This is a genomic window from Bizionia myxarmorum (genome assembly GCF_008086205.1).
Taxonomy (GTDB): domain Bacteria; phylum Bacteroidota; class Bacteroidia; order Flavobacteriales; family Flavobacteriaceae; genus Algorimicrobium; species Algorimicrobium myxarmorum.
Genome location: NZ_VSKK01000001.1, coordinates 13,154 through 36,541 on the forward strand (window position 1 = coordinate 13,154; position 23,388 = coordinate 36,541).

A 23,388-nucleotide genomic window follows, 5' to 3' on the forward strand; every position below is an offset into this window, starting at 1 on the left:
TTTCCTCGAGTTAATTAAGACCGTTAAGTGTAATATCTGTGCCCAAGTAATCTTGAACCGTTCTGAAACCAATGTAGCTTCTTGCAGAATCAGCATACTCATAATCTCTTGAACTTACTTGTAAGTAATATGCAACATCTTTCCAAGATCCGCCACGTACTACTTTACGGTTATTATTAATATCATTTACACTTGGGTTAATACTAGATACAAATTCATAAGAAGATGGATCATAAGAGGCGTGCACCCATTCTGAAACGTTTCCTGCCATGTTATATAAATTATAATCGTTAGCTTCGTAAGATTTTGCTTCTACAGTATATAATGCTTGGTCGGCAGCATAATCACCACGCAAAGGTTTAAAGTTTGCCATAAAACAACCTCTGTCGTTTTTAGTATAAGGTCCACCCCAAGGAAATGTTGCAGCCTGTAAGCCACCACGTGCAGCATATTCCCATTCAGCTTCTGAAGGTAAACGGTATTTTGCAACGTTATGTTTTTTTGTACTCTTTCTGTATGCGTTGTGGTAAAGTGTACGCCATTCGCAGAATGCGTTAGCTTGTTTCCAAGTAACACCTACAACTGGATAATCATCATAGGCAGCATGCCAGAAATAATCGTTGTGCATTGGTTCATTATAAGAATACGCAAAATCACGAATCCAAGCTGTTGTATCTGGATAAATTTCTACAGCTTCCGTAATTAAGAAATCAGAACGCTTTTTACCTTTATTGCTCATTTTGGCAGCTTTCTCGATATCCATGTACGTATATTGGAATTTAAATTTCTTAACATCCCAAGTGCGTTGCCCGTTATAAGATTCTTCTATAGGTAAATACATAGTATCCATAACCTCCGCGTAATACTCGTCAATATATCCAGCAGTATCGAACTCAATATCAATATCTTTGTTCAATTTTCTGCCTTCATAACCAGTTGGGCCTAAACCAGAATAATTATCATACATATACTTTTCATATACAGACATATCAGCAGGATCTGCATCTACAAAGGCAAAATCGCCAATAGTACCTGCATCTGCTTGTGTTAAACCAACCTCATCAGCTAAAATTGCCATACGCGTTCTAATGGTTGAATCGCGAACCCAATTAACAAATTGTTTATACTCACTATTTGTTATTTCCGTAGCATCCATATAATAAGAACGAACCGTAACGGTTTTAGCCGGCGCATCATGAACTCCAGCAAGATCATCGTCTGCTTTACCCATAATAAATGCACCACCAGGAACGAGTTCCATACCAAAAGGTTTTTCGGGATGCCATTTTTTTCCTTTAACTCCCACAAGCTGACCTCTGTCACCAGATCCGCAGCTAGTTAGCACAGCTAAAATTGCAGTTAATAAAATTAGTTTTTTCATATCCATTGAATACTCGAGGTTAATTAATTCGGTCTTAAAATTTTTAAGAGCGTAAACATATTTATATATTTTGTAAAAAACAACTTTTTTTTACTAAAACTACTCGTTTCGTCGCGAAAAAGTGCATTTTGTCGATAAAACGCAATCTTAGAACGTTAAAGTTTTAAACACAATTCTTTTGAAATGCTTTGTACCATCTTTCTGGAACATTATTTTGGCAAGCATCTTGATAATCTTGATGCGTACAAGGTAATAACGTATGTCTCTTTAATTTATTATTTATCTTTTCTAAAAAAGGTATTTCTATCCACCAACGACCTGTTTTCGTGCTTTTATAAAAAATAAGTTCTTGGAGGTCTACTAAGGTAATAAATTTTTGATAGTTATCGTCATCTGAAAAATCATCGTCTTTTACCCTATAATTCACGCCTTCTACAAAATACCACAACATTTGTGCTATTAAACCAGAGGTTAAATCGTCAATACTAGAGGGTTTATACTCAAAAATTCCAAAAGTGGTTACTTTATTACTAATTCCTGCATAGCGGGAAATGGCACAGATTTCCTTGCCATCAAAGCCGTTTGGAGATTCTTGTTGATTTAAGCCAACTTCAGAACCTTTAACAGATCCTAAATCCACACTAACAATATTAGCGTCACGCAAAGCGGGCTCTACTAAAGTAATATCTTTTGAAACAGATCCTAATCGATAAGATTCAAAAAAAAGCTTATCCATTAAATCTATTTCTTCTTGAGAATTAAAATAAGTTTGATACCCAATAGTAGCGTAGTTAAATAAATTATAAGGTTCGTCTAAAATAATTTTTCCAACAAAACTATTGTTTTTCATGGGCTTCGCAGAATCACCCAAATTAAATTTTGAATCTATATTGGCTATATTTACCATAGGCATCAATGCATCATAAGCGCGATAGATTGGATAGGTTAAATCCTGACTTCCACCAATAATTACCGGAATAATACCTTTTGGAATTAATAAAGCCACCGCTGTTTTTAAGGCATAATACGTATCTTCAATAGATTCACCTTTATGAATATCGCCTAAATCGGCAATTTTAGTATGCCAGTTTCCAGGAAAAAGGGCATAAAGTGATTTACGAATCTCGTTTAAATTGAAATCCTCACCTATGTAATGCAAATCATTTCTGTTTTCCAATACACCAATTATGGCTATATCTACACCTTCTAAATCTGTTATGCCGCTTTGGGCAGAATGAATATTAATTTTTCTCCCAAGCGCTTGCGTTGATAATAATTCATTATGAGCTAAAACACTATCCGGTACTGGAGTCAAAAAATTAAAGTTCATTTGCTATTACTTCTTTTTAGTCGTTGCTTTTTTGGTGGCAACTTTTTTAGTTGCCGTTTTTTTTGCAGGTGCTTTCTTTTTGGCTACTTTTTTCTTGGGAGCGTTTTTTTCTATAATGGCTTGTACGTCTTCCAAAGTCATATTAGTAACATCTTCTGATTTTGGTAATTCAATTTTTGTTTTACCTTTTAGAATATTATGCCTTCCCCAACGTGCTTTTTCTATACGAATACCTTCATCTTCCCAATTATGAATAACCTTATCTATTTCCTTTTGAATTTTATCTTCAATAAGTTGAACGATATCAGCATCTGATAAATCATCCCAATCATATTTTTTATTTACGTTAATAAACATATCGTTCCACTTAATAAATGGACCAAAACGTCCTTTACCTTTTTGAACCGGTTTATCTTGATACATATATATAGGTGCATCGGCTTTTTGCTTTTCTTTAATTAAAACAATAGCATCTTCCAATTCCACACTTAATGGATCCGTTCCTTTAGGTAAAGAAACAAACTGCTCACCAAATTTAACATACGGGCCATAACGACCATTATTTACTTCAATAGGTTCTTCTTCATAAGTACCTAAAGATTTTGGAAGCTGGAATAAATCCATAGCCTCTTCAAAAGTAATAGATCCTAATTGCTGATCTTGAGATAAACTTGCAAATTGTGGTTTCTCTTCATCATCTACAGTACCAATTTGAACCATAGGACCAAATTTACCTAAACGCACACTTACTTGCTTTCCTGTTTCAGGATCTTTACCTAAAATACGTTCACCAGATTCGCGATCTGCATTTTCCTGAACATCCACAACTATAGGATGAAAATCCTTGTAAAAATCTTTCATCATTTGCGTCCAGTTCACTTTTCCTTCCGCAATTTCATCAAAATCTTCTTCTACTTTCGCTGTGAAATTATAATCTAAAATGGTTGCAAAATGATTCACTAGGAAATCCGTAACAATAGTTCCAATATCTGTTGGTACTAATTTACCTTTATCAGATCCTACTTTTTCTGAAAGCACTTTACTTTCAACCGTACCATTTTTTAAAGTTAGCAAGGTATATTCACGTTCTACACCATCAACCATTCCTTTTTCAACATAATTTCTATTTTGAATCGTAGAAATTGTTGGCGCATAAGTAGACGGACGACCAATACCAAGCTCTTCCAATTTCTTAACCAAAGCGGCTTCAGTATATCGTGCTGGAGGTCTTGTATAACGTTCAGTAGCTGTTATATAATTGTTTAGCAAGATTTCATTAACCTTCATGGCTGGCAACATACCATCTTGCTCTTCGTCTTCATCATCTGTTCCTTCTAAATATACTTTTAAGAAACCTTCAAATGTAATGACTTCACCATTTGCTGTAAAGTTTTCGTTATGTGTAGACGCATCAATTTTTAAATTGGTACGTTCTAATTCGGCATCACTCATTTGCGAAGCGATAGCGCGTTTCCAAATTAAATCATATAATCTAGATTGATCTCTGTCTATATCTACCGAATGATTTGCAAAATCGGTAGGACGAATAGCCTCATGCGCTTCTTGAGCACCTTTCGCTTTACTCTTATACGTACGTGGTTTACTGAATTTAGAACCATAAGCGCTTTCAATTTCAGCTTGAGCGCCTTTACGCGCTTCATCAGAAAGATTCACACTATCGGTTCTCATATAAGTAATTAAACCCGCTTCATATAGGCGCTGCGCCATATTCATGGTTTTACTTACCGAGAAATACAATTTACGAGCCGCTTCCTGTTGTAAGGTAGACGTTGTAAATGGTGCTGCTGGCGATTTTTTAGCCGGCTTTTTCTCTAATTCACCAATTTTAAAAGTAGCAGTTGCATTTTTTTCTAAAAAGGCTTGAGCTTCTTTCTTGGATTTAAAGTTCTTAGGAAGTTTCGCTTTAAAGGTGTGTCCTGCTTCGTTCGAAAATTCCGCATCAATTCTATAAGATGCTACTGGATTAAAACCTTGAATATCGCGTTCACGCTCTACAATAAGTCTCACAGAAACCGATTGTACACGTCCAGCTGATAATCCACCTTTAACTTTTCGCCATAAAACAGGCGATAATTCGTATCCTACTATTCTATCTAAAACACGACGCGCTTGTTGCGCATCCACTAAATCGTAATCTATACCACGTGGATTTTCAATAGCCTTTTGAATGGCCGTTTTCGTGATTTCATGAAAAACAATACGTTTTGTTTTCGCTTTATCTAAATTTAAAGACTCGGCCAAATGCCAAGCAATAGCTTCACCCTCGCGATCCTCATCACTTGCTAGCCAAACCATTTCTGCTTTTTTCGCTAAATCTTTCAGTTTTTTTACAACTGCTTTTTTATCTTTAGAAACCTCATAAACAGGTTTAAAATCACCTTCTACATCTACACCTAATTCCTTGGAAGGTAAATCAGCTATATGTCCAAAACTGGATTCTACTTTAAAATCTTTTCCTAAAAATTTTTCGATTGTTTTTGCCTTTGCAGGGGACTCCACAATTACTAAATTCTTTGCCATTTCACGTTTTTTAAGGCTACAAATGTATATGAAAAAAAAGACATGAACCTAATTTTTAAAATTTCCTATGCTTTATTTTTCCAATGACACCAATAAAAAACCTGTATTTAAATACTTTTAAATACAGGTTTTGAATATGAAAATATCACTTTTTATAATTATGATACGATATGACTTGTTGGTTCCTTTTCTGGAAAACCAATAACATTTTTATAAATAAGATAAAGCGGATGATATGCAAATGCAGCCGTAAAAAGCAAACCTATTCCGCACAACAGCATTCCAACCATTTGGGATAATACGGAAGAGATTATGATTAAACCAAAAGCTAAAAGCCATTTTTTGTTTCCTAATTTAAAACTAGCTGAAATAATATCGCCAGCAGATAATTCTGGATTAAAAGCAAACATTACGGTGAAAAACGATAGAGGTACAATTACATAAAATATGGGTAACACACACAACATGGCTGCTATAGAGCCAATAAACACCGCTGCTAGCATTAAAATAAATAGTTTTCCTAAATACTTTCCTTTAAAATAATAAAAGAAATCTGCTGTTTGAACAGACTCATTATAATCCAACTGTTTCATGATTCGGTAAAAACCAGCTTGAAGCGCCATAGAAATGACCGAAATAACCATAATTCCTAAAACAAAAAACATAACATAGAGTATTCCTAAACCAGCAAAATAAGCTTGAAGCGCATCAGGGTCTTGATCTCCGGCAGCTGCTTGTGAAATAATAATACCTATTAGGGGTAAATACAATAGGATAATAAGCGGTAAAGCAATTAGCGCAGTAAAAATTTGTAATAAAAATCCTTGCAACCAAGTTTTTTTAAACAATTCAATAGCGTCGTTAAAAATAGTTCCAAAATCTAGCATGGGTGCATTTACGATTTTTTCTAAAATAGAATTCATGGTATTCATAATATTTATAGGTAGATGATTAGTTGCTGAAAGATATCAATTTACAGGTAATTATATACATTGGTAAAAATATTTAATATTATATGACACTTTGTCACAGTGTAAAAAATAATTGTAACTTTGCAAATCAATTGAGTGAACCTGATTTTCAGACACATTTATGGAGAAGATACAAGACGAAAATAAACAAGGACAAACCTTAATTTTAGAGGCTAAAGAAACCAATACACGTAAACTTTTTATTGAAAGTTATGGCTGCGCTATGAATTTTAGCGACAGTGAGATAGTAGCTTCCATTCTATTTAAGGAAGGTTATAATACGACAAATAAATTAGAGGAAGCCGATTTAGTTTTGGTAAACACCTGTTCTATTCGTGATAAAGCCGAACAAACCATCCGGAAACGTTTGCAAAAATACAACGCGGTAAAAAAAATAAACCCAAAAATGAAAGTGGGCGTATTAGGCTGCATGGCAGAACGCTTGAAAAGCAAATTTCTTGAAGAAGAAAAAATTGTTGATCTCGTTGTTGGACCAGATGCTTATAAAGATTTACCCAATTTACTTTCTGAAGTGGAAGCTGGACGAGACGCTATTAATGTGATGCTTTCCAAAGAAGAAACGTATGGCGATATTTCCCCCGTTCGGTTAAACACGAATGGTATTACCGCTTTTGTTTCCATTACACGTGGTTGCGACAATATGTGTACTTTTTGTGTAGTTCCTTTTACACGTGGTCGCGAACGCAGCCGTGATCCTCAAAGTATTTTGGAGGAAGTAAACGATTTATGGAATAAAGGGTACAAGGAAATTACCCTTCTTGGTCAAAACGTGGATAGTTATTTATGGTATGGCGGCGGACTTAAAAAAGATTTTGAGAAAGCTAGCGATATGGAAAAAGCGACGGCTACTAATTTCTGTAAACTATTAGAACTTTGCGCGGAAGCACAACCCCAAATGCGCATTCGTTTTTCAACCTCTAATCCGCAGGATATGACTTTAGATGTGGTAGAAACCATGGCTAAATATAAAAATATATGTAAGCACATTCACTTACCAGTTCAAAGTGGTAGCAACCGTATTTTAAAGGAAATGAATCGTTTGCATACGCGTGAAGAATACATGGAATTGATAACCAACATCAGAAAAATTTTACCAAATTGCTCAATTAGCATGGATATGATTGCAGGTTTCCCAACAGAAACAGAAGCAGATCATCAAGATACGTTGAGCTTAATGGAATTTGTAAAATATGATTTCGCTTTTATGTATTCTTATTCAGAAAGACCAGGAACTATGGCGGGACGAAATATGGAAGATGATGTTCCTGAACCCGTTAAAAAACGCCGTTTACAAGAAATAATTGATGCACAACGTGCTCATGGCCATATAAGAACACAAAATAATTTAGGAACCATTCGCGAAGTATTAATTGAAAAGGAATCTAAAAAATCAGATTTAGAATGGTCAGGACGTACTTCAGAAAACACGGTGGTCGTATTTCCTAAAGAACAGTATAAAGTAGGCGAATTTGTAAATGTAAAAATAAACGATTGTACCACGGCTACGCTTATTGGCGAAGCAGTTGGTTATTCAAACTAGATTTAAACCATGAAATATTCAATCGTACTTTTAGTAGTTTTTTCTTTGTTTTCTTGTTCGTCGGATGACAATCCAATTTATATTAATGAAGAATTAGAAACGCCAATCTTTAAAAATATGCGCAAAGAACGTGTTGATGATAGCGCCACTGAAAATTATTATTTCAATGTATCAGGGGAATTAAATTCTTTTAGTAGCATTGCCACAAATTACTATGACCCTGATAGTTTCATTAATTATTCATACAACACTAATAATCTATTAACAGAATATAAAGAATTTTTCGAAACAGATACCTTAACTTCTATATTAAGTTATTCTAACGGTATTCCTAGCCGTATAGGCCACAGTAAAAACAACGTTCATTACGAATCCGCCATAACCATAAATAATAATGTATTATCTTATATAATCCCCGATTATGAATATTTTGATAGTTTAGACGCGGAAGTAATAATTACCTTTGAAACGGATCAATTAAAGAAAATAATTGAATATCGCATGAATAAATTGGAGCCAGGAAATACAACTATTTATATTTTAACTAATTTTGAATATGATTCTAAAGGGAATTTATCACGTTATGGAAAGGAAATTATGTATGGACGTCATGTCAATGATTCTTTTACGTTTACTTATGATGATTCCATCAACCCTTTTGCTGCATCTCTAAACCAAAATGCCATTCCCCTTATCCTTATGGAGGGATACTACAGAATTAACATCAAAAATTTAGTATTGATTTCACCCAATAACATTATCAGAGACAATTATCATCAAAAAGCTTACAGTTACAAGTATAATATTTTTAATCACCCCTATTCAGGAAACATAATTGAAATACAGACGCAACGAGATTTTGAAACATTAACGTTTACCTATTATTAGCCCTATGGAATCAGTACAAGCAACCAAACAACGTTTCGGCATTATTGGAAACGACCCAACACTTAATCGTGCCATAGAAAAAGCCATTCAGGTAGCGCCAACAGATATTTCTGTTTTAGTTACTGGCGAATCTGGTGTGGGTAAGGAAAGTATTCCTAAAATTATTCATCAATTATCACACAGAAAACACGGGAAATATATTGCCGTAAATTGCGGTGCCATTCCAGAAGGAACCATAGATTCAGAACTTTTTGGTCATGAAAAAGGCTCTTTTACAGGCGCAACAGCCACCAGAAGCGGGTATTTTGAAGTGGCCGATGGTGGAACTATTTTCCTAGACGAAGTGGGTGAATTACCCTTAACAACGCAAGTACGACTTTTACGTGTTTTAGAAAATGGCGAATTTATAAAAGTAGGTTCTAGTAAAGTACAAAAAACCAATGTACGCATTGTTGCAGCGTCCAACGTGAATATGTTTGAAGCCATTAAAAAAGATAAATTCCGTGAAGACTTATACTATCGTTTAAGTACCGTTGATATTCATTTACCACCATTGCGTAACAGGAAAGATGATATTCACTTACTTTTTAGAAAATTTGCTAGTGATTTCGCTTTAAAATATAAAATGCCAACCATTAAGTTAGATGATGACGCGGTGAACGTTTTATTAAAATTTCGCTGGAATGGAAATATTAGACAATTACGCAATGTAGCCGAACAAATTTCCGTTTTAGAGCAAACTAGGGTTATTACTGTCGAAACTTTAAGACAGTATTTACCTTCAGAAAGTAGCCAGTTACCCGCCGTAATTAGCAACACCAAATCGGAAAGTGATTTTAGTAGCGAGCGCGAAATTTTATACAAAGTGCTTTTTGATATGAAAAGCGACTTAAAAGACTTAAAGAAACTCACTATGGAACTGATGAAAACCGGCAACGGGTCTGAAGTTCAGAAGAAAAACGAAGGCCTTATTGAAAAAATATATGGTCAGACGGACGAAGATATGCAGGAAGCTTATGAGGATTTAGAAGTTTTATCCATTGGAGAATCAAATGAAGAAGACACGCTGGATACTTCCCCAGAATTAGTTCCCGACAAATATCATTTTGCTGAAGAAATTGAAGAAGAGGAAACGCTTTCTTTGCACGACAAAGAGTTGGAATTAATAAAAAAATCTTTGGAACGCCATAGCGGAAAACGCAAATTAGCGGCAGCCGAATTAGGCATCAGTGAGCGTACCTTATACAGAAAAATTAAACAATATGATCTGTAATGTATCATAACCCTATATTTATGAAAATTATAAAAATAGTTTTATCCTTGGCAGTTTTAATAACCCTTGTAGGTTGTGGTGCCTATTCGTTTACAGGCGCTTCCATTTCTCCAAATGTTAAAACATTTCAGGTTAATTATTTTCAAAATAATGCTATTTTAGTGGAACCGGGTTTAGATAGGGATTTCACTAACGCACTAACAGATTTGTTAATCAATCAAACCAATTTAAACTTGGTGAAATCAAGTGGCGATTTAATATATGAAGGAGAAATCACCGAGTATCGTATTTCACCAACCACTGCTACAGCTAATAACACCGCTGCACAAAACCGGTTATCAGTAACGGTTAATGTTCGTTTTTTTAATATGAAGAATGAAGAAGATAATTTGGAGCAACGTTTTTCATTTTTCTTTGATTATGCGGGATCAGCCCTACTCACAGGTGCCCAAAAAGACACCGCTTTGGCTGAAATATTTGAGCGATTAACACAAGATATTTTTAATGCAACTTTAGCCAAATGGTAACATGATCACAGCTGCTGAATTTTCTAAAATAATACAACAACCGCAACATATAACGGCCAACCAAACTTCGCAAATAAAAGAAGTTTTGGAAGCCTTTCCTTATTTTCAATCGGCTCGGGCTAGTTATTTAAAAGGTTTAAAAAATAGAGCTAGTGTAAAATATAATCATGAATTAAAAGTAACGGCTGCTTACACAACTGACCGAAGTATTTTATTCGATTTTATTACTTCGGAAGCATTCCTGCAAAATGAAATTTCGCAACACATTAAACAACATTTGGATCATATAAAATCCATGGATGTGGATTCTGAAGATATCTCCGTTGATAAAAGACAGCGAGATGACGCCATTTTAAAACAGCAAATTACCGATACAGAAGGCACATTAGATCCCGAGTTATTTCAACCTAAATTCAGCAGACCTCCTATTGCCCATTTTCAACTTGATGAAAAACTGCCAGTAGAAACCGTTTTTACAGTTGATGAAACGGAGGGAGATTCAAAAACTGTAGACATTACAGAAGTAACAGAAACTCCAGATGGCATATTAAAAATCGGGCAACCTTTGCAATTTGATCATCAGGAAAAACATTCATTTAATGAATGGCTGATGTTAGCCCGTTTTGATCCAATTGAACGCAAAAAAGAAGAAGAAGTCAGTAAAAAAAAAGATGAAAAGTCAACAGAAGAGGCTGATAAATCTGAAATAGAACGTCATAAAAAATTCGATTTAATAGACCAATTTATCAGCAACAATCCCAAGCTTAAACCCAATAAAACACCCGTAAAAAACACCAATATTGCTGACGCGCAAATGATTCAGCCCGAAGCTTTAATGACGGAGACATTGGCACGAATTTACTTGGAGCAAAAGAACTATAAAAAGGCAATTCAATCTTACAACATTTTAAGTTTGAAATATCCAGAAAAAAGTGGTTTCTTTGCAGACCAAATTAAGGCAGTAAAACAATTACAAGAACAAAATAACGAATAACCCATGAGTACGTTTACCATCTTTTTAGCACTAATTGTAGTAGTTGCGTTTTTACTTATTGTAGTAATAATGGTTCAAAACCCTAAAGGTGGCGGATTATCTTCATCGTTTGGCGGTGGTGGAACACAGCAGTTAGGTGGCGTTAAAAAAACAACTGACTTTTTAGACAAAAGTACTTGGACACTAGCAACAATAATGTTGGTGTTAATTTTAGTTTCAAACGTTGCAATTAATAAATCAGGGACTGCAGAGTCTAAAGCTATTGATCAAATCAATACGCAACAACCATCTGTACCTGTTGCACCTGCAGCACCCGTGCAAACTAATGAAAACACAGACCCTCAAAACGATTCTAATTAGAACGTTTTATAAAAAATTAAAAAAGCCAACTTTTCAGTTGGCTTTTTTTGTGCCCAAAAATCTCACCGTGTAATTTTGTCAGTATATAGCTATTGGCACATTTTTAGTACTGTCTTAAGCACTAAACAATTTTATAAATAATAAAACAACATAAAAATGGCATTAAAAATTAAACCATTAGCAGATCGTGTTCTTATTGAACCAGAAGCGGCTGAAACTAAAACAGCATCTGGAATTATTATTCCTGATAACGCCAAAGAAAAACCACAACAAGGTAAAGTTATGGCAGCTGGAAAAGGCACCAAAGACGAGCCTGTGACAGTAAAAGTTGGCGATACCGTACTTTATGGTAAATATGCTGGAACAGAATTAAAATTAGAAGGTAAAGATTACCTAATAATGCGTGAAAGTGATATTCTGGCAATAATCTAATTGCAAATTTTCAAAAACAACAAAAATAAAATTCCAAACATTTTAAATTGAGATACTCGAATTCCTTTTTGGAATTTTAGTCTTTGGGTTTTGGAATTTAAAAATTTTAAAAATAATTTTTCATTATGGCAAAAGACATAAAATTTGATATTGATGCACGCGACGGTTTAAGACGTGGTGTGGATGCATTAGCGAACGCAGTAAAAGTAACATTAGGACCAAAAGGTCGTAACGTAATCATCAGTAGAAGCTTTGGTGCACCACAAGTTACTAAAGATGGTGTAACGGTTGCAAAAGAAATAGAACTTGAAGATCCGCTTGAAAATATGGGTGCTCAAATGGTAAAAGAAGTAGCAAGCAGAACCAACGATTTAGCTGGTGATGGCACAACTACCGCTACTGTTTTAGCGCAAGCCATTGTAAAAGAAGGCCTAAGAAACGTTGCCGCTGGTGCAAACCCAATGGATTTAAAACGTGGAATTGACAAAGCTGTTGCAGCTATAGTTGAAGACCTTGCTAAACAAGCAAAACAAGTTGGAAACTCTTCTGAAAAAATAAAGCAGATTGCATCTATTTCTGCTAATAACGATGAAACTATTGGAGATTTGATCGCTATAGCTTTCAACAAAGTAGGAAAAGAAGGTGTTATTACGGTTGAAGAAGCTAAAGGAACAGATACCTATGTAGATGTTGTAGAAGGTATGCAGTTTGACAGAGGTTATTTATCACCTTATTTTGTTACAGATTCTGATAAAATGGTTGCCGATTTAGAAAATCCATACATTTTATTATTCGACAAGAAAATTTCGAACTTACAAGAGATTCTTCCAATTTTAGAGCCAGTTGCTCAATCTGGAAGACCTTTATTAATTATTGCTGAAGATGTAGAAGGTCAAGCCCTTGCTACTTTAGTCGTAAATAAATTACGTGGTGGATTAAAAATTGCTGCTGTTAAAGCACCAGGTTTTGGAGACAGACGTAAAGCGATGTTAGAAGATATTGCTATTTTAACTGGAGGTATTGTTATTTCTGAAGAACGCGGTTTTTCATTAGAAAATGCCGATTTAACCATGTTAGGTACTGCAGAAACAGTAACAATTGATAAAGACACAACAACTATTGTAAATGGTTCTGGTGACGCTAATGATATCAAAACACGTGTAAACCAAATTAAAGCTCAAATTGAAACAACCACTAGTGATTATGACAAGGAGAAACTTCAAGAACGTTTAGCTAAATTAGCTGGAGGTGTTGCTGTTCTTTACGTTGGTGCTGCTAGTGAAGTAGAGATGAAAGAGAAAAAAGACCGTGTAGATGATGCACTTCACGCTACTAGAGCAGCTGTTGAAGAAGGTATTGTTGCCGGTGGTGGCGTGGCGCTAGTAAGAGCAAAAGGCTTACTTGAAAAATTAACAGGTGTTAATCTAGATGAACTTACAGGGATTCAAATTATAGCACGCGCTATTGAAGCACCTTTAAGAACTATTGTTGAAAATGCAGGTGGTGAAGGTAGCGTTGTAATTGCAAAAGTTCTAGAAGGCAAAAAAGACTTCGGTTTTGATGCAAAAACAGAAACCTATGTAGATATGATGAAAGCTGGAATTATAGATCCTAAAAAAGTAACACGTATAGCATTAGAAAATGCTGCATCGGTTGCAGGAATGATTTTAACAACAGAATGCGCTTTAATTGATATTAAAGAAGATGCTGCTGCTATGCCAATGGGCGGCGGTATGCCAGGTATGATGTAAGTCGAAAAATCTTCGAATTATAAATTTATAGTAAAAACGCCTCAAAAATTTGAGGCGTTTTTTTTTATTTATGTCAGGTTTACATGCCGTTTTCAAACAAAAAAAATGAATTTAAAGGAAAACCGTTTTCTGTTAATTCCAGAAAATATTATATTTCATCCTCAAATACGTAACTGTTAACTTTAATTCAAAAAAATGATTAAAAATTTATTTATTTTATCCCTAATCTTACTTTGCTTTTCCTCTGGAATGGCACAAAATCCAGAATTCGATTTTGTTGAAAAAGCTTATTTAGATTATTTTAAATTAAGGCCTGAAACCATTTACACGCAAATAAATAAAACCAAATATTTAAATTTAGAGGAACTTTGGTTTAAAAGTTACATTTACAATACACATACCCAAAAACCCTATTTAACCACTAGTAACGTTTACGCCAGTATTTATGATGTAGATGGACACTTAATGGATAAACAAATTTACTATGCCGAAGACGGCGTGACTCATGGGAGTTTCAGCCTAAAAGAAAAATATGAACCTGGTATTTACTTTTTAAAGATATCTACCAATTGGATGAAGAATTTTAATGAACCTTATTATAGTTTAGATCAATTTGAAATTTTAGGAGATAGTAGTTCATCAGAATATACTGAAGAAACCACTGAAAAGCACGACTTCCAATTACTACCTGAAGGTGGCCACTTATTATTAAATGCTACTAATAGTATTGGCTTTAAAGCTATGGACGTCAATGGGAATCCACTTCTTATTACCTCTGGAAAAGTATTAGATAGCCAGAAAAACACAGTTTCCACTTTTAAAAGTAATGAATTTGGCATCGGAAAATTTAGTTTATTAATTTCTGAAAACCAGACCTATTCGGTTGAAGCTACTTTGGAAGATGAATCTATAATCAATCAAATAATTCCTAAAGCAGACGTGATTGGTTTAACCATGTCCGTAAATACTTTGAACCAAAATACAGTATTTATAAGTATCAAAACCAACACAAAAACGCTGCCTTATTTGTTAGATAAGTCCTATAATTTATTGATACATAGAGACGGACTTCTTAAAAAAATTGACATTAAATTTAAAGCAGAGACTTTAGAGTATACCATAGCCGTTCCAAAACAAGATTTATATAGTGGCATGAATATTTTAACGGTGTTTAATGAGAAAAACCAAGCCGTTTTAGAACGATTAATATTTCATAAAACTGAAAATTTAATAGAAGATATTTCTTTTTTAGGAAAAGATGTTGGTTATGATTCTACACAAATTCGCTTAATTACCAACAAAAGTAATACTCTTAAAAAAAGCATAAGTGTGTCCGTTTTACCTGCCTTAACTGGAGCCTACAATACCAATAACACCATAACGTCTGGATTTTTACTAAAGCCTTATATTAAAGGACCTATAGAAAATCCGAATGCTTATTTTTTGAATTCTGATAGAAAAACTGATTATAATTTAGACTTACTGCTTATTACGCAAGGCTGGAGTCGTTATGAATGGCGAAATATTTTCTATTCCCCTCAAATAGCGAAATATAATTTTGAAGCCGGTTTCCAACTTCAAGGGAAAATTAATAATGCAGACGCTGAAGATTATAAAGAGGTCGTACTGTTTTCGGCTAAAAATGAATTGATGCTAACTTCAGATGTTAAAGATTCTTATTTCAGCTTTGAAAACTTATCCTTAATGAACAACTCTATCGTTTCCTTAAGTGCTAAAACCAAGAAAGGAAAATTAATAAACCCACAAGTCTATTATAATATATATCCAAACTTTGTTTTAGATTCCATTGAAACTAAAAATGTACTAAAGCAACCCGTAAAAATTACTGGAAAAAACGAGAGTTTTATTTATGATGATTCCATCACCGAACTTGATACTATTATGCTTTCCGTAAAGAAATACGAGAAAAAGGAAAAATTTATGGCAACTGGTGGCGTTAATAATCGCGCAATAGATTTACAAATCATGTATTCTTTTTCCACAAGAATTATAGATGTCATTAGAAGCAATGGTTTTGATGTTATGGAAAGTGGAATTGAAGTTAAAATTCTTTCTAGACGCGGCACGAACCTACAAGGCCAATTGCGACCGCAAATTTATTTGGATGGCATGGTAGTGTCGGATCAGTTAGACTTGATTCAGAATTTAACTGTTGGCGAGGTTGAAGAATTGTATGTTGCAAAAACTGGCTATGGTATGGATGGCGCTGGCGGCACTATTAATATATTTAGAAAAGTAGGTGGGAACTCAAATAGAAAATTCAAGGGTAATTTTAATAGCAACGAAATTAAACTGGGATATTCGGAACCTAAAAGTTACTATTCGCCTTTATATAATACTTCCAAACGTGAAGTTTTTTCAAAATTAGGTGTTTTAAATTGGATTCCAAATGTATCCGCTAATTCCAACGGTGAGTATATATTTAAGGTACCCAATTACTTTTATGATGCTATAAACTTATATATTGAAGGCATGACAGAGGATGGCCGTCTAATTTCGAAAGTGGAAACCATTCAATTAAAATAAAAAATAACCAAATTTGAATTAGTTGTTTAATAGAATTCTATAAGTAGCAAAGCTTTGGTTTAACTGGACTCTTCTACATAAATTTGAAATTGATGAGTTCTTTTTAAGATCGTTTAGATTATTTCCTCTATTGGTTTCATTACTTGAATGCTTTAGTGAATTGCTATTTAGAGAAAGGAAATTAGAACAAAAGCATCTCAAGAAACTGTACTGGTTTTTTGTTTTGCAATCTAGCAATAAATTTTTTATCTGAATTTTCTTACTTATATTTTATTTAAAAACACTATATTCAAATTCATAAACACCTCGTTTACAAATTAAAACGCCAATTATGATTAAGAATTTTCTGCTTTTATGCCTATCCGTGCTTTGTTCTACCTCGGGAATAGCCCAGAACCCAAAATCTGATTCAGTAGAAAATAAATACCTCAATTACTTCAACTTACAACCTGAAACCATTTATACGCAGGTAAATAAATCAAAATATTTAAAATCTGAAGAACTATGGTTTAAAAGTTACATTTATAATACGCAGACTCAAAAACCTTATATAACGACGTCCAATGTTTACGCAAGTATTTACAACGCTGATGGTCAATTAGTAGAGAAGAAAATATATTATGCCGAAAATGGTGTCACCCATGGAAATTTCAACTTAAAAGAAAATTATGAGCCTGGAATATATTTTTTAAAAGTAAGTACCAATTGGATGAAAAACTTTAATGATCCCAATTACAGTTTGCAACAATTCGAAGTTTTAGGATCTGAAACAGATTTTAATAGCGTTGAAAAAACAGATCAGAAATATGATTTCCAACTTTTACCAGAAGGCGGACATTTGTTAGAAAACACTAAAAATACCATTGGATTTAAAGCCAGGAACGCTAATGGAGAACCATTAATTATAAAGTCTGGAAAAGTTTTAGATAGTAAGAAAAACACAATCTCTACATTTGAGAGCAATGAATTTGGTATTGGGAAATTTAGCGTAATCCTTTCTGAAAACGAATCTTATTATGTGGAAGCTACAGTTGACGATGGGTCTATAATTACAGAAAAAATAGCGAAACCTGAAGCAATAGGTTTAGCCTTATCTGTAAATACACTTAACCAAAACATGTTATTTATAATTATAAAAACGAACAAAAAAACATTGCCTTATTTATTAGATAAACCGCACTATTTATTGATTCATCGTGATGGGCTTCTTAAAAAAATTGACATAAGATTTGAGGCCGAAACTTTAGATTACACCTTAGCGGTTCCGAAACAAGAATTATATAGTGGTATGAATATTTTAACGGTTTTTAATGAAAAAGATCAAGCAATATTAGAACGCTTGGTCTTTCATAAGACAGAAAACTTAACGGAAGACATGTCTCTTTTAGGTAAAAAGGTCGGAAATGATTCTACACAAATTCGCTTAAAGTCTAGCAAAGCAAACAGACTTAAAAAAACAATAAGTGTATCGGTTTTACCAACGTCTACAGAATCCTACAGCAGCAATAATACCATTATTTCTGCATTTCTATTGAAACCCTATATAAAAGGAGATATTGAAAACGCGAGAGCCTATTTTACAAGTAATGATAGTAAAACAAATTATAATTTAGATTTATTGCTTCTTACACAAGGTTGGAGTCGCTATGAATGGCAAGACATTTTCAATAAACCGCAAATTGATAAATATGCTTTTGAAGCTGGTTTTCAATTACAAGGAAAAGTTGATGATGAAAATGTTAGTGATTTCAAAGAAATGGTACTTTTCTCACCAAAAAACGAAATCATGTTGACGGCAGATGTAAAAGATTCGTTGTTTAGTTTTGATCGTTTATTTTTAACCAATGATGCCATCTTATCTTTAAGTGCTAAAAACAAAAAAGATAAATTAATAAATCCTAAAGTTTATTATAATCTGTATCCAACCTACATTGTGGACTCCATTAACACAGAGAAGGCAAAGAAGAAGCAAATAAAATTAGTAGTTAACAACACTGATTTTATATATGATGATTCTTTTACAGAATTAGACACCGTTATGTTGGATGTTAAAAAATATGAGAAAAAAGAAAAATTTATGCCGACTGGTGGTGTTAATAATCGCAACATAGATTTAAAAACGGTTTATTCCTTTTCCACTAGAATACTAGAAGTAATAGGGAGTAACGGATTTGATATTATAGATAGAGGCGGAGAAAACATTACAATTTTGGCTAGACGGAGCCCAAATTTACAAGGAAGGTTAAGCCCGGAGGTATATTTAGATGGCGTTCTTGTTTCAGGCCAGTTATACCTGATTTTTCATTTAACAGTTTCCGATGTTGAAGAATTATATATTGCGAAAACTGGTTATGGAATAGATGGTTCAGGTGGAACTATAAATATATTTAAAAAAGGTGGAGGAACCTCTAAAAGTAGACTAAATAGCAACTTTATTAGTAACGATATCAAAATTGGGTTTTCTGCACCTAAAAGCTACTACTCCCCTTTATACAATACTTCCAAGCGTGAAATATTTTCTAAATTAGGTGTTTTAAATTGGATTTCTAATGTAGAAGCTAATGAAAATGGTGAGTTTGTTTTTAAGGTACCAAACTACTTCTATGAGTCCGTAAACCTTTATATTGAAGGCATGAGTGAAGATGGCAGTTTGATTTCGAAAGTTGAATCTATTCAATTAAAATAACCTAAAAGTAAAAGAGAATTAGTTGTTTATTAAGTCTTCAATAGTAAGTAACGCTTTGGCTTCATCGGCTTCTTCTACGTAAATTTCAATCTGACCTAAAATTCCAGGATAGGAAGAATCGGACTTATTGATTTCGAAATATGCAATCTGCGCTTCATCTAATGCATTTTTAACACCCGAAGCCTGCACTTGGGAATTGCTATATAATATTAACTTTCTGGACATAGTTTTCTTTTTTTAAATGATAAGTAAGTTAGTTATTTAAATGGAAATAATCCCTATTAAAGTTTCAACATAACCTGAAATTTCCTAACTCATTAATTCTTGCTTAAAAAAAGTTTTTATAAGTAAGACCACATCAGGAATAGTAAGAACATTATGTGAATTATAATACTGACTAAAAATATTTTCCGTTTAAACCTATATAAGGCGAGGCATAAAGAAATACCTGTCAAACCAGCCAATAAAATATTTAGAGGCGTTATATCTTCGGTTAAAATAAACAAGTCTAAAAAAACCTGAACTCTTTCTTGATGACCAGAATAAGTATTTAATATCCATAACCACAACAGGGAATAGTAGACATTCAGGATTGTTATGAACAGAATATATATATTTTTTATCTTCATTTTTTCTCTAGGTTCAACATGTAACTTTCACTGTATTTTTTAAAGATAAAAAAGTTAAAAGGCACATAAAAAAACCCAAACGAGTGGTATGGGTTTTTTTGTAACTAATTTAGAGAATATTACTTCTCTTTGTGGTCTTCTTTGACCACATCATCTCTATATAAACAACAGGCATGAAGACTATTGTAAGCAACATCACTTGCTACTATTTCTTTCGTATCATGACCAACATCCGCAATACTTTGATTAATAGTTTTTAAATCTGTTTTGCGGGCATCATAAATCAATTTTAATTCATGAGTTTCAACGCTCCATACAGCCGATTTCACACCTTTAGTTCTAATACAAGCCTTCTCTATACGTTCTTTACACATAGTACAAACGCCGTCCACTTCTATAGATGCTCTGGCGTTTTTATCTTGTGAAAAAGCCATTAAGCCAAAAAGCATTATAAATACAATTCCTAATTTTTTCATTTTCTTGTTTTTATGAATTCTGCAATGGCAGAAATTCTATTATTATATATAATTCTTAATTAATTTTAAATCGTAATCCCGCATAATACATACTACCAAAAACAGGACCGTAAACAAATGTGGAATCAAAATTCGCTCCAAAAGGATCATCTGCGGCTAAAATAGGATTGTCCTGGCGCACATTTGTTACGTTTTCGCCACCTAAATATACTTCAAATTTAGGTGAAAATACTTTGGTTACTTGCAAATTTAAAGTTCCTACGGTTGGTGTATAATCTGGTAATTGATATACTAACGGATTGCTTCGTGTTGATGAAAATCGTTGTTTTCCTAACCAGTTATAAGTAGCATCGAATTTCCAATGCGCACCTTTGTCTTTCAAATTCGTTTCATAGCCTGCATTGGCAAATAAACGATGTTTAGGTGTTAATGGATTTTCTAACTTACCAGTTTGATAGGTCGTTTTTACATCATAAAACTTATAGGCCAAGCGTAAATCAAAATCTTTGAATAGGTTATACCCAATTTCTGCTTGAAAACTATTGGCATAACTTTCGCCTTCTAAATTATAGAAGCTTACAGCCAACGGATTTTCATAATCTACAACAATTTGATTTTTAAAATTAGTGCGGTAATAATCGATAATTAAGTCGCCCTTTTTACCAAACAAATTAAAGCCTTGTAAAAAAGAAACACCATAATTCCATGCAATTTCTGGGTCCAATCCGTAAATATCGCCGCCTGTATTTAAAATATTGATAGTTCTAGACGTGGCAAATATTTGCTGATTTTCAGTAAAAATATTGGCGCTTCGTTTTCCGCGTCCAATAGATGCTCTAAAAGCAGATTTCTCCCATGGCGTATAGCGTAGATGCAATCTTGGTGTTACAAAAAACCCAAATAAATTATGCTGATCTACGCGTATTCCAGCCGTTAGGTTCAGATTATCTAAATTGTCATAATTATATTCAAAAAAAGCACCAACAGAAGATTCAATTCGCTTATAATCTTGCGTGTTTACCATTTCATCATAATCATCATAAGCGTAGGTTAAACCCGTTTTAACTTTGTGTCGCGTATCACCAATTAACGTGTTGTAAATAACATTTGCATATAAACTATTGTGAACAATATCATATTGATTCAAGCCAAAATACGAATCCTGATCATGTCTACTAAACGCGGTTTGCACGCCAATACTTTGATAAGGTATTTCGGGATTAACATAGCCTAATTTTGCGGAAACCTCAAAACGTTCGGTATTAATTTTGCTTCCCCAAGCATTGGTAGTGCCCTTATCGGTGTTTGGATTGAAATTTATTTCACCCGATTGTTTGGCATCATTTAAATACTTCAAATTAATAAAACTAACAAAGCCCTTTTCTGGATTCGTGTATTGCCAACGATTCATTAAATTAATTTGATCGTAGATTGGCATATCCATAAAATTATCACCGTTATTATCATGTTTCTTATTCTGCGTACTACCGTGAACATATAAACCAGTATCCCATCTATTACTTACTTTAGTGTTAAAATGGGTGTTTAATTCCAAGCGTTCATTACTTCCGCCATATAAATTAACGAAGAGTTTTTTATCGGTTGATGGTTTTACCAATTCCGCATTTATTTGCCCTGCAATGCTTTCATAACCGTTTACAACACTTCCAGCACCTTTAGTTATTTGAATACTTTCTACCCAAGTTCCTGGAATAAAACTTAAACCATAAGCTTGAGCTGCGCCACGAACGGATGGAATATTTTCAGTAGCAATTAAAATATAAGGTGTTGTTAAACCCAACATTTTAATTTGCTTTGTTCCTGAAACCGCATCAGCAAAGTTGACATCAATTGACGGATTGGTTTCAAAACTTTCAGATAAATTACAACAGGCTGCCTTTAGCAATTCGTCACTACTTACCATCATAACATTGGCCGATTGTAAATAGGACTTTGCTGTGGCTTGCTTTCTAGAGGTTACTATAACCTCATCTAAATTGCTAGTTGATTGCAGAAAATGTAGGATAGGTTTGAATGAATTTACAGTTAAGGTATCCGTTTTATAGCCAACATAACTAACAACGAGTTTCTTATAATCAGGTTGATACGGAATGGTGAATTTTCCATCAAAATCCGTAACTGCTCCAACTGCCGTGTTTAACCAATACACATTGGCACCCGTTATAGGAGTTTCTTTTTTTTGTTCATTTACTTCTAAAATAACACCTTGAATCTCGTTTTGTGAAAAACTAACAAAAGGCAAAAGGCCTAAAATAATTAGCAGCTTTTTCATATTTTAAAACGTTTAAAAATATGAGACTTTTCTTTTTTTGAAATGGTGTATGAACCGGAAAGCGCATCTTGAAGAATAGCCATTTCCACCTTTTTGTTCATGGTGATTTTTGCTTCGGCAGTTTCAAGATTTATGTTTACAGCATCAATAGCTTCCAATTTAAGTAAAGCTTCTTCAACTGATTTTTTACAGCCACTGCAAGTCATACCCGAAATAGTATATGTATCTATCATTATATAGTGATTAAAATTTAACGAATTTGTGAGTCGCATTCACAGCCATTCAGCATGTGAACACAAAATATATACACCGTTTTCAAACTAAAAAAAAGTCTAAAAAAGTAGCGTTAAAAAAAATCAAATAATGAAAACCTGATCCAGAATCTGTATATCTGCAATCAAATTAGGGGGAGAATAATTTTGATGAGGCACAACCAATTCTGGAAGTCCTTCAAATAAATTTAAATACGAATAGGTTAATGTGCTTAAAAAAAGTTGATGATCAAAATCTAAATCTTGTAATGCCTTCACACTTAATTCATCTTGACCTTTAATAATGTCCAAGATGTCTTTACAGCAATCCACTGCTGTTTTCACTTCCGCATTATCAGGCGTGCATTTTTCAGCAGAATTAAAAATAGACGTGTCAATTAAAACATCACCACAGAAATGTTTTTCAACCGTAAAAGAAACGGTTGAAAACAAGACTAATAAAGCCATGTTCGCAGAAAACACTTTATGCACCATTT

At 33.7% G+C, this 23,388-nt stretch carries 19 protein-coding genes; 10 read left to right on the top strand and 9 right to left on the bottom strand.

Translation table 11 applies throughout. From position 1 onward, the window contains the following. Positions 1 to 10: 10 nt before the first annotated feature. The 4 genes from porK to ES674_RS00090 all read right to left on the bottom strand — a co-directional run bounded on the left by porK (position 11) and on the right by ES674_RS00090 (position 6,175). Positions 11 to 1,381, bottom strand: a complete 1,371-nt coding sequence (gene porK, locus ES674_RS00075; RefSeq protein ID WP_148401950.1) for a T9SS ring complex lipoprotein PorK/GldK — start codon at positions 1,379 to 1,381, stop codon at positions 11 to 13. A 163-nt stretch (positions 1,382 to 1,544) separates the two neighbouring features. Then, positions 1,545 to 2,711 (bottom strand): formimidoylglutamase, encoded by a 1,167-nt coding sequence (locus ES674_RS00080; protein WP_148401951.1) that lies wholly within the window; start codon positions 2,709 to 2,711, stop codon positions 1,545 to 1,547. Positions 2,712 to 2,717: 6 nt separating this feature from the next. Beyond that, positions 2,718 to 5,252, bottom strand: coding sequence for a type I DNA topoisomerase (gene topA / locus ES674_RS00085; protein ID WP_148401952.1), 2,535 nt, complete (start codon positions 5,250 to 5,252; stop codon positions 2,718 to 2,720). Between the two features lie 158 nt (positions 5,253 to 5,410). Continuing rightward, on the bottom strand, positions 5,411 to 6,175 hold the full coding sequence (locus ES674_RS00090) for a hypothetical protein (protein WP_211359261.1): 765 nt from the start codon (positions 6,173 to 6,175) through the stop codon (positions 5,411 to 5,413). A gap of 169 nt (positions 6,176 to 6,344) precedes the next feature. Here ES674_RS00090 and miaB point away from each other — a divergent pair, with 169 nt between their 5' ends. The 10 genes from miaB (at position 6,345) to ES674_RS00140 (ending at position 19,242) form a co-directional block, all read left to right on the top strand. Next, positions 6,345 to 7,784, top strand: a complete 1,440-nt coding sequence (miaB, locus tag ES674_RS00095; RefSeq protein ID WP_148401954.1) for a tRNA (N6-isopentenyl adenosine(37)-C2)-methylthiotransferase MiaB — start codon at positions 6,345 to 6,347, stop codon at positions 7,782 to 7,784. 9 nt (positions 7,785 to 7,793) lie between these two features. Beyond that, on the top strand, positions 7,794 to 8,672 hold the full coding sequence (locus ES674_RS00100) for a hypothetical protein (protein WP_148401955.1): 879 nt from the start codon (positions 7,794 to 7,796) through the stop codon (positions 8,670 to 8,672). 4 nt (positions 8,673 to 8,676) lie between these two features. After that, a complete protein-coding gene (locus tag ES674_RS00105; RefSeq protein ID WP_148401956.1) occupies positions 8,677 to 9,945 on the top strand; it encodes a sigma-54 interaction domain-containing protein in 1,269 nt (422 codons plus the stop codon). A 20-nt stretch (positions 9,946 to 9,965) separates the two neighbouring features. Then, positions 9,966 to 10,472, top strand: coding sequence for an LptE family protein (locus ES674_RS00110; RefSeq protein WP_148401957.1), 507 nt, complete (start codon positions 9,966 to 9,968; stop codon positions 10,470 to 10,472). Position 10,473: 1 nt separating this feature from the next. Next, positions 10,474 to 11,466 carry a hypothetical protein gene (locus ES674_RS00115; protein ID WP_148401958.1) on the top strand — a complete coding sequence of 331 codons (993 nt, stop codon included), beginning with the start codon at positions 10,474 to 10,476 and terminating at the stop codon, positions 11,464 to 11,466. Between the two features lie 3 nt (positions 11,467 to 11,469). Then, positions 11,470 to 11,826 carry a preprotein translocase subunit SecG gene (gene secG / locus ES674_RS00120; RefSeq protein ID WP_148401959.1) on the top strand — a complete coding sequence of 119 codons (357 nt, stop codon included), beginning with the start codon at positions 11,470 to 11,472 and terminating at the stop codon, positions 11,824 to 11,826. 156 nt (positions 11,827 to 11,982) lie between these two features. Beyond that, positions 11,983 to 12,258, top strand: a complete 276-nt coding sequence (locus ES674_RS00125; RefSeq protein ID WP_148401960.1) for a co-chaperone GroES — start codon at positions 11,983 to 11,985, stop codon at positions 12,256 to 12,258. A 125-nt stretch (positions 12,259 to 12,383) separates the two neighbouring features. After that, positions 12,384 to 14,009, top strand: coding sequence for a chaperonin GroEL (gene groL / locus ES674_RS00130; RefSeq protein WP_148401961.1), 1,626 nt, complete (start codon positions 12,384 to 12,386; stop codon positions 14,007 to 14,009). A 195-nt stretch (positions 14,010 to 14,204) separates the two neighbouring features. Beyond that, positions 14,205 to 16,556: a hypothetical protein gene (locus tag ES674_RS00135; protein WP_148401962.1), complete on the top strand. Its 2,352-nt coding sequence runs from the start codon at positions 14,205 to 14,207 to the stop codon at positions 16,554 to 16,556. Positions 16,557 to 16,887: 331 nt separating this feature from the next. Further along, entirely contained in the window at positions 16,888 to 19,242 is a 2,355-nt protein-coding gene (locus ES674_RS00140) for a T9SS type A sorting domain-containing protein (protein ID WP_148401963.1), read from the top strand. Positions 19,243 to 19,260: 18 nt separating this feature from the next. On the opposite strand, the gene ES674_RS00145 is transcribed toward ES674_RS00140, so the two are convergent. From ES674_RS00145 to ES674_RS00165, 5 genes are all read right to left on the bottom strand, one after another. Next, a complete protein-coding gene (locus ES674_RS00145; protein WP_148401964.1) occupies positions 19,261 to 19,467 on the bottom strand; it encodes a putative signal transducing protein in 207 nt (68 codons plus the stop codon). 523 nt (positions 19,468 to 19,990) lie between these two features. Continuing rightward, positions 19,991 to 20,347, bottom strand: coding sequence for a heavy-metal-associated domain-containing protein (locus ES674_RS00150; RefSeq protein ID WP_148401965.1), 357 nt, complete (start codon positions 20,345 to 20,347; stop codon positions 19,991 to 19,993). A 55-nt stretch (positions 20,348 to 20,402) separates the two neighbouring features. Further along, positions 20,403 to 22,640, bottom strand: coding sequence for a TonB-dependent receptor (locus ES674_RS00155; protein WP_148401966.1), 2,238 nt, complete (start codon positions 22,638 to 22,640; stop codon positions 20,403 to 20,405). Then, positions 22,637 to 22,873 (bottom strand): heavy-metal-associated domain-containing protein, encoded by a 237-nt coding sequence (locus tag ES674_RS00160; RefSeq protein ID WP_170233930.1) that lies wholly within the window; start codon positions 22,871 to 22,873, stop codon positions 22,637 to 22,639. The genes ES674_RS00155 and ES674_RS00160 overlap by 4 nt, the downstream gene beginning before the upstream one ends. A gap of 123 nt (positions 22,874 to 22,996) precedes the next feature. Beyond that, positions 22,997 to 23,386 (bottom strand): HYC_CC_PP family protein, encoded by a 390-nt coding sequence (locus tag ES674_RS00165; RefSeq protein WP_407921649.1) that lies wholly within the window; start codon positions 23,384 to 23,386, stop codon positions 22,997 to 22,999. Positions 23,387 to 23,388 lie beyond the last annotated feature (2 nt).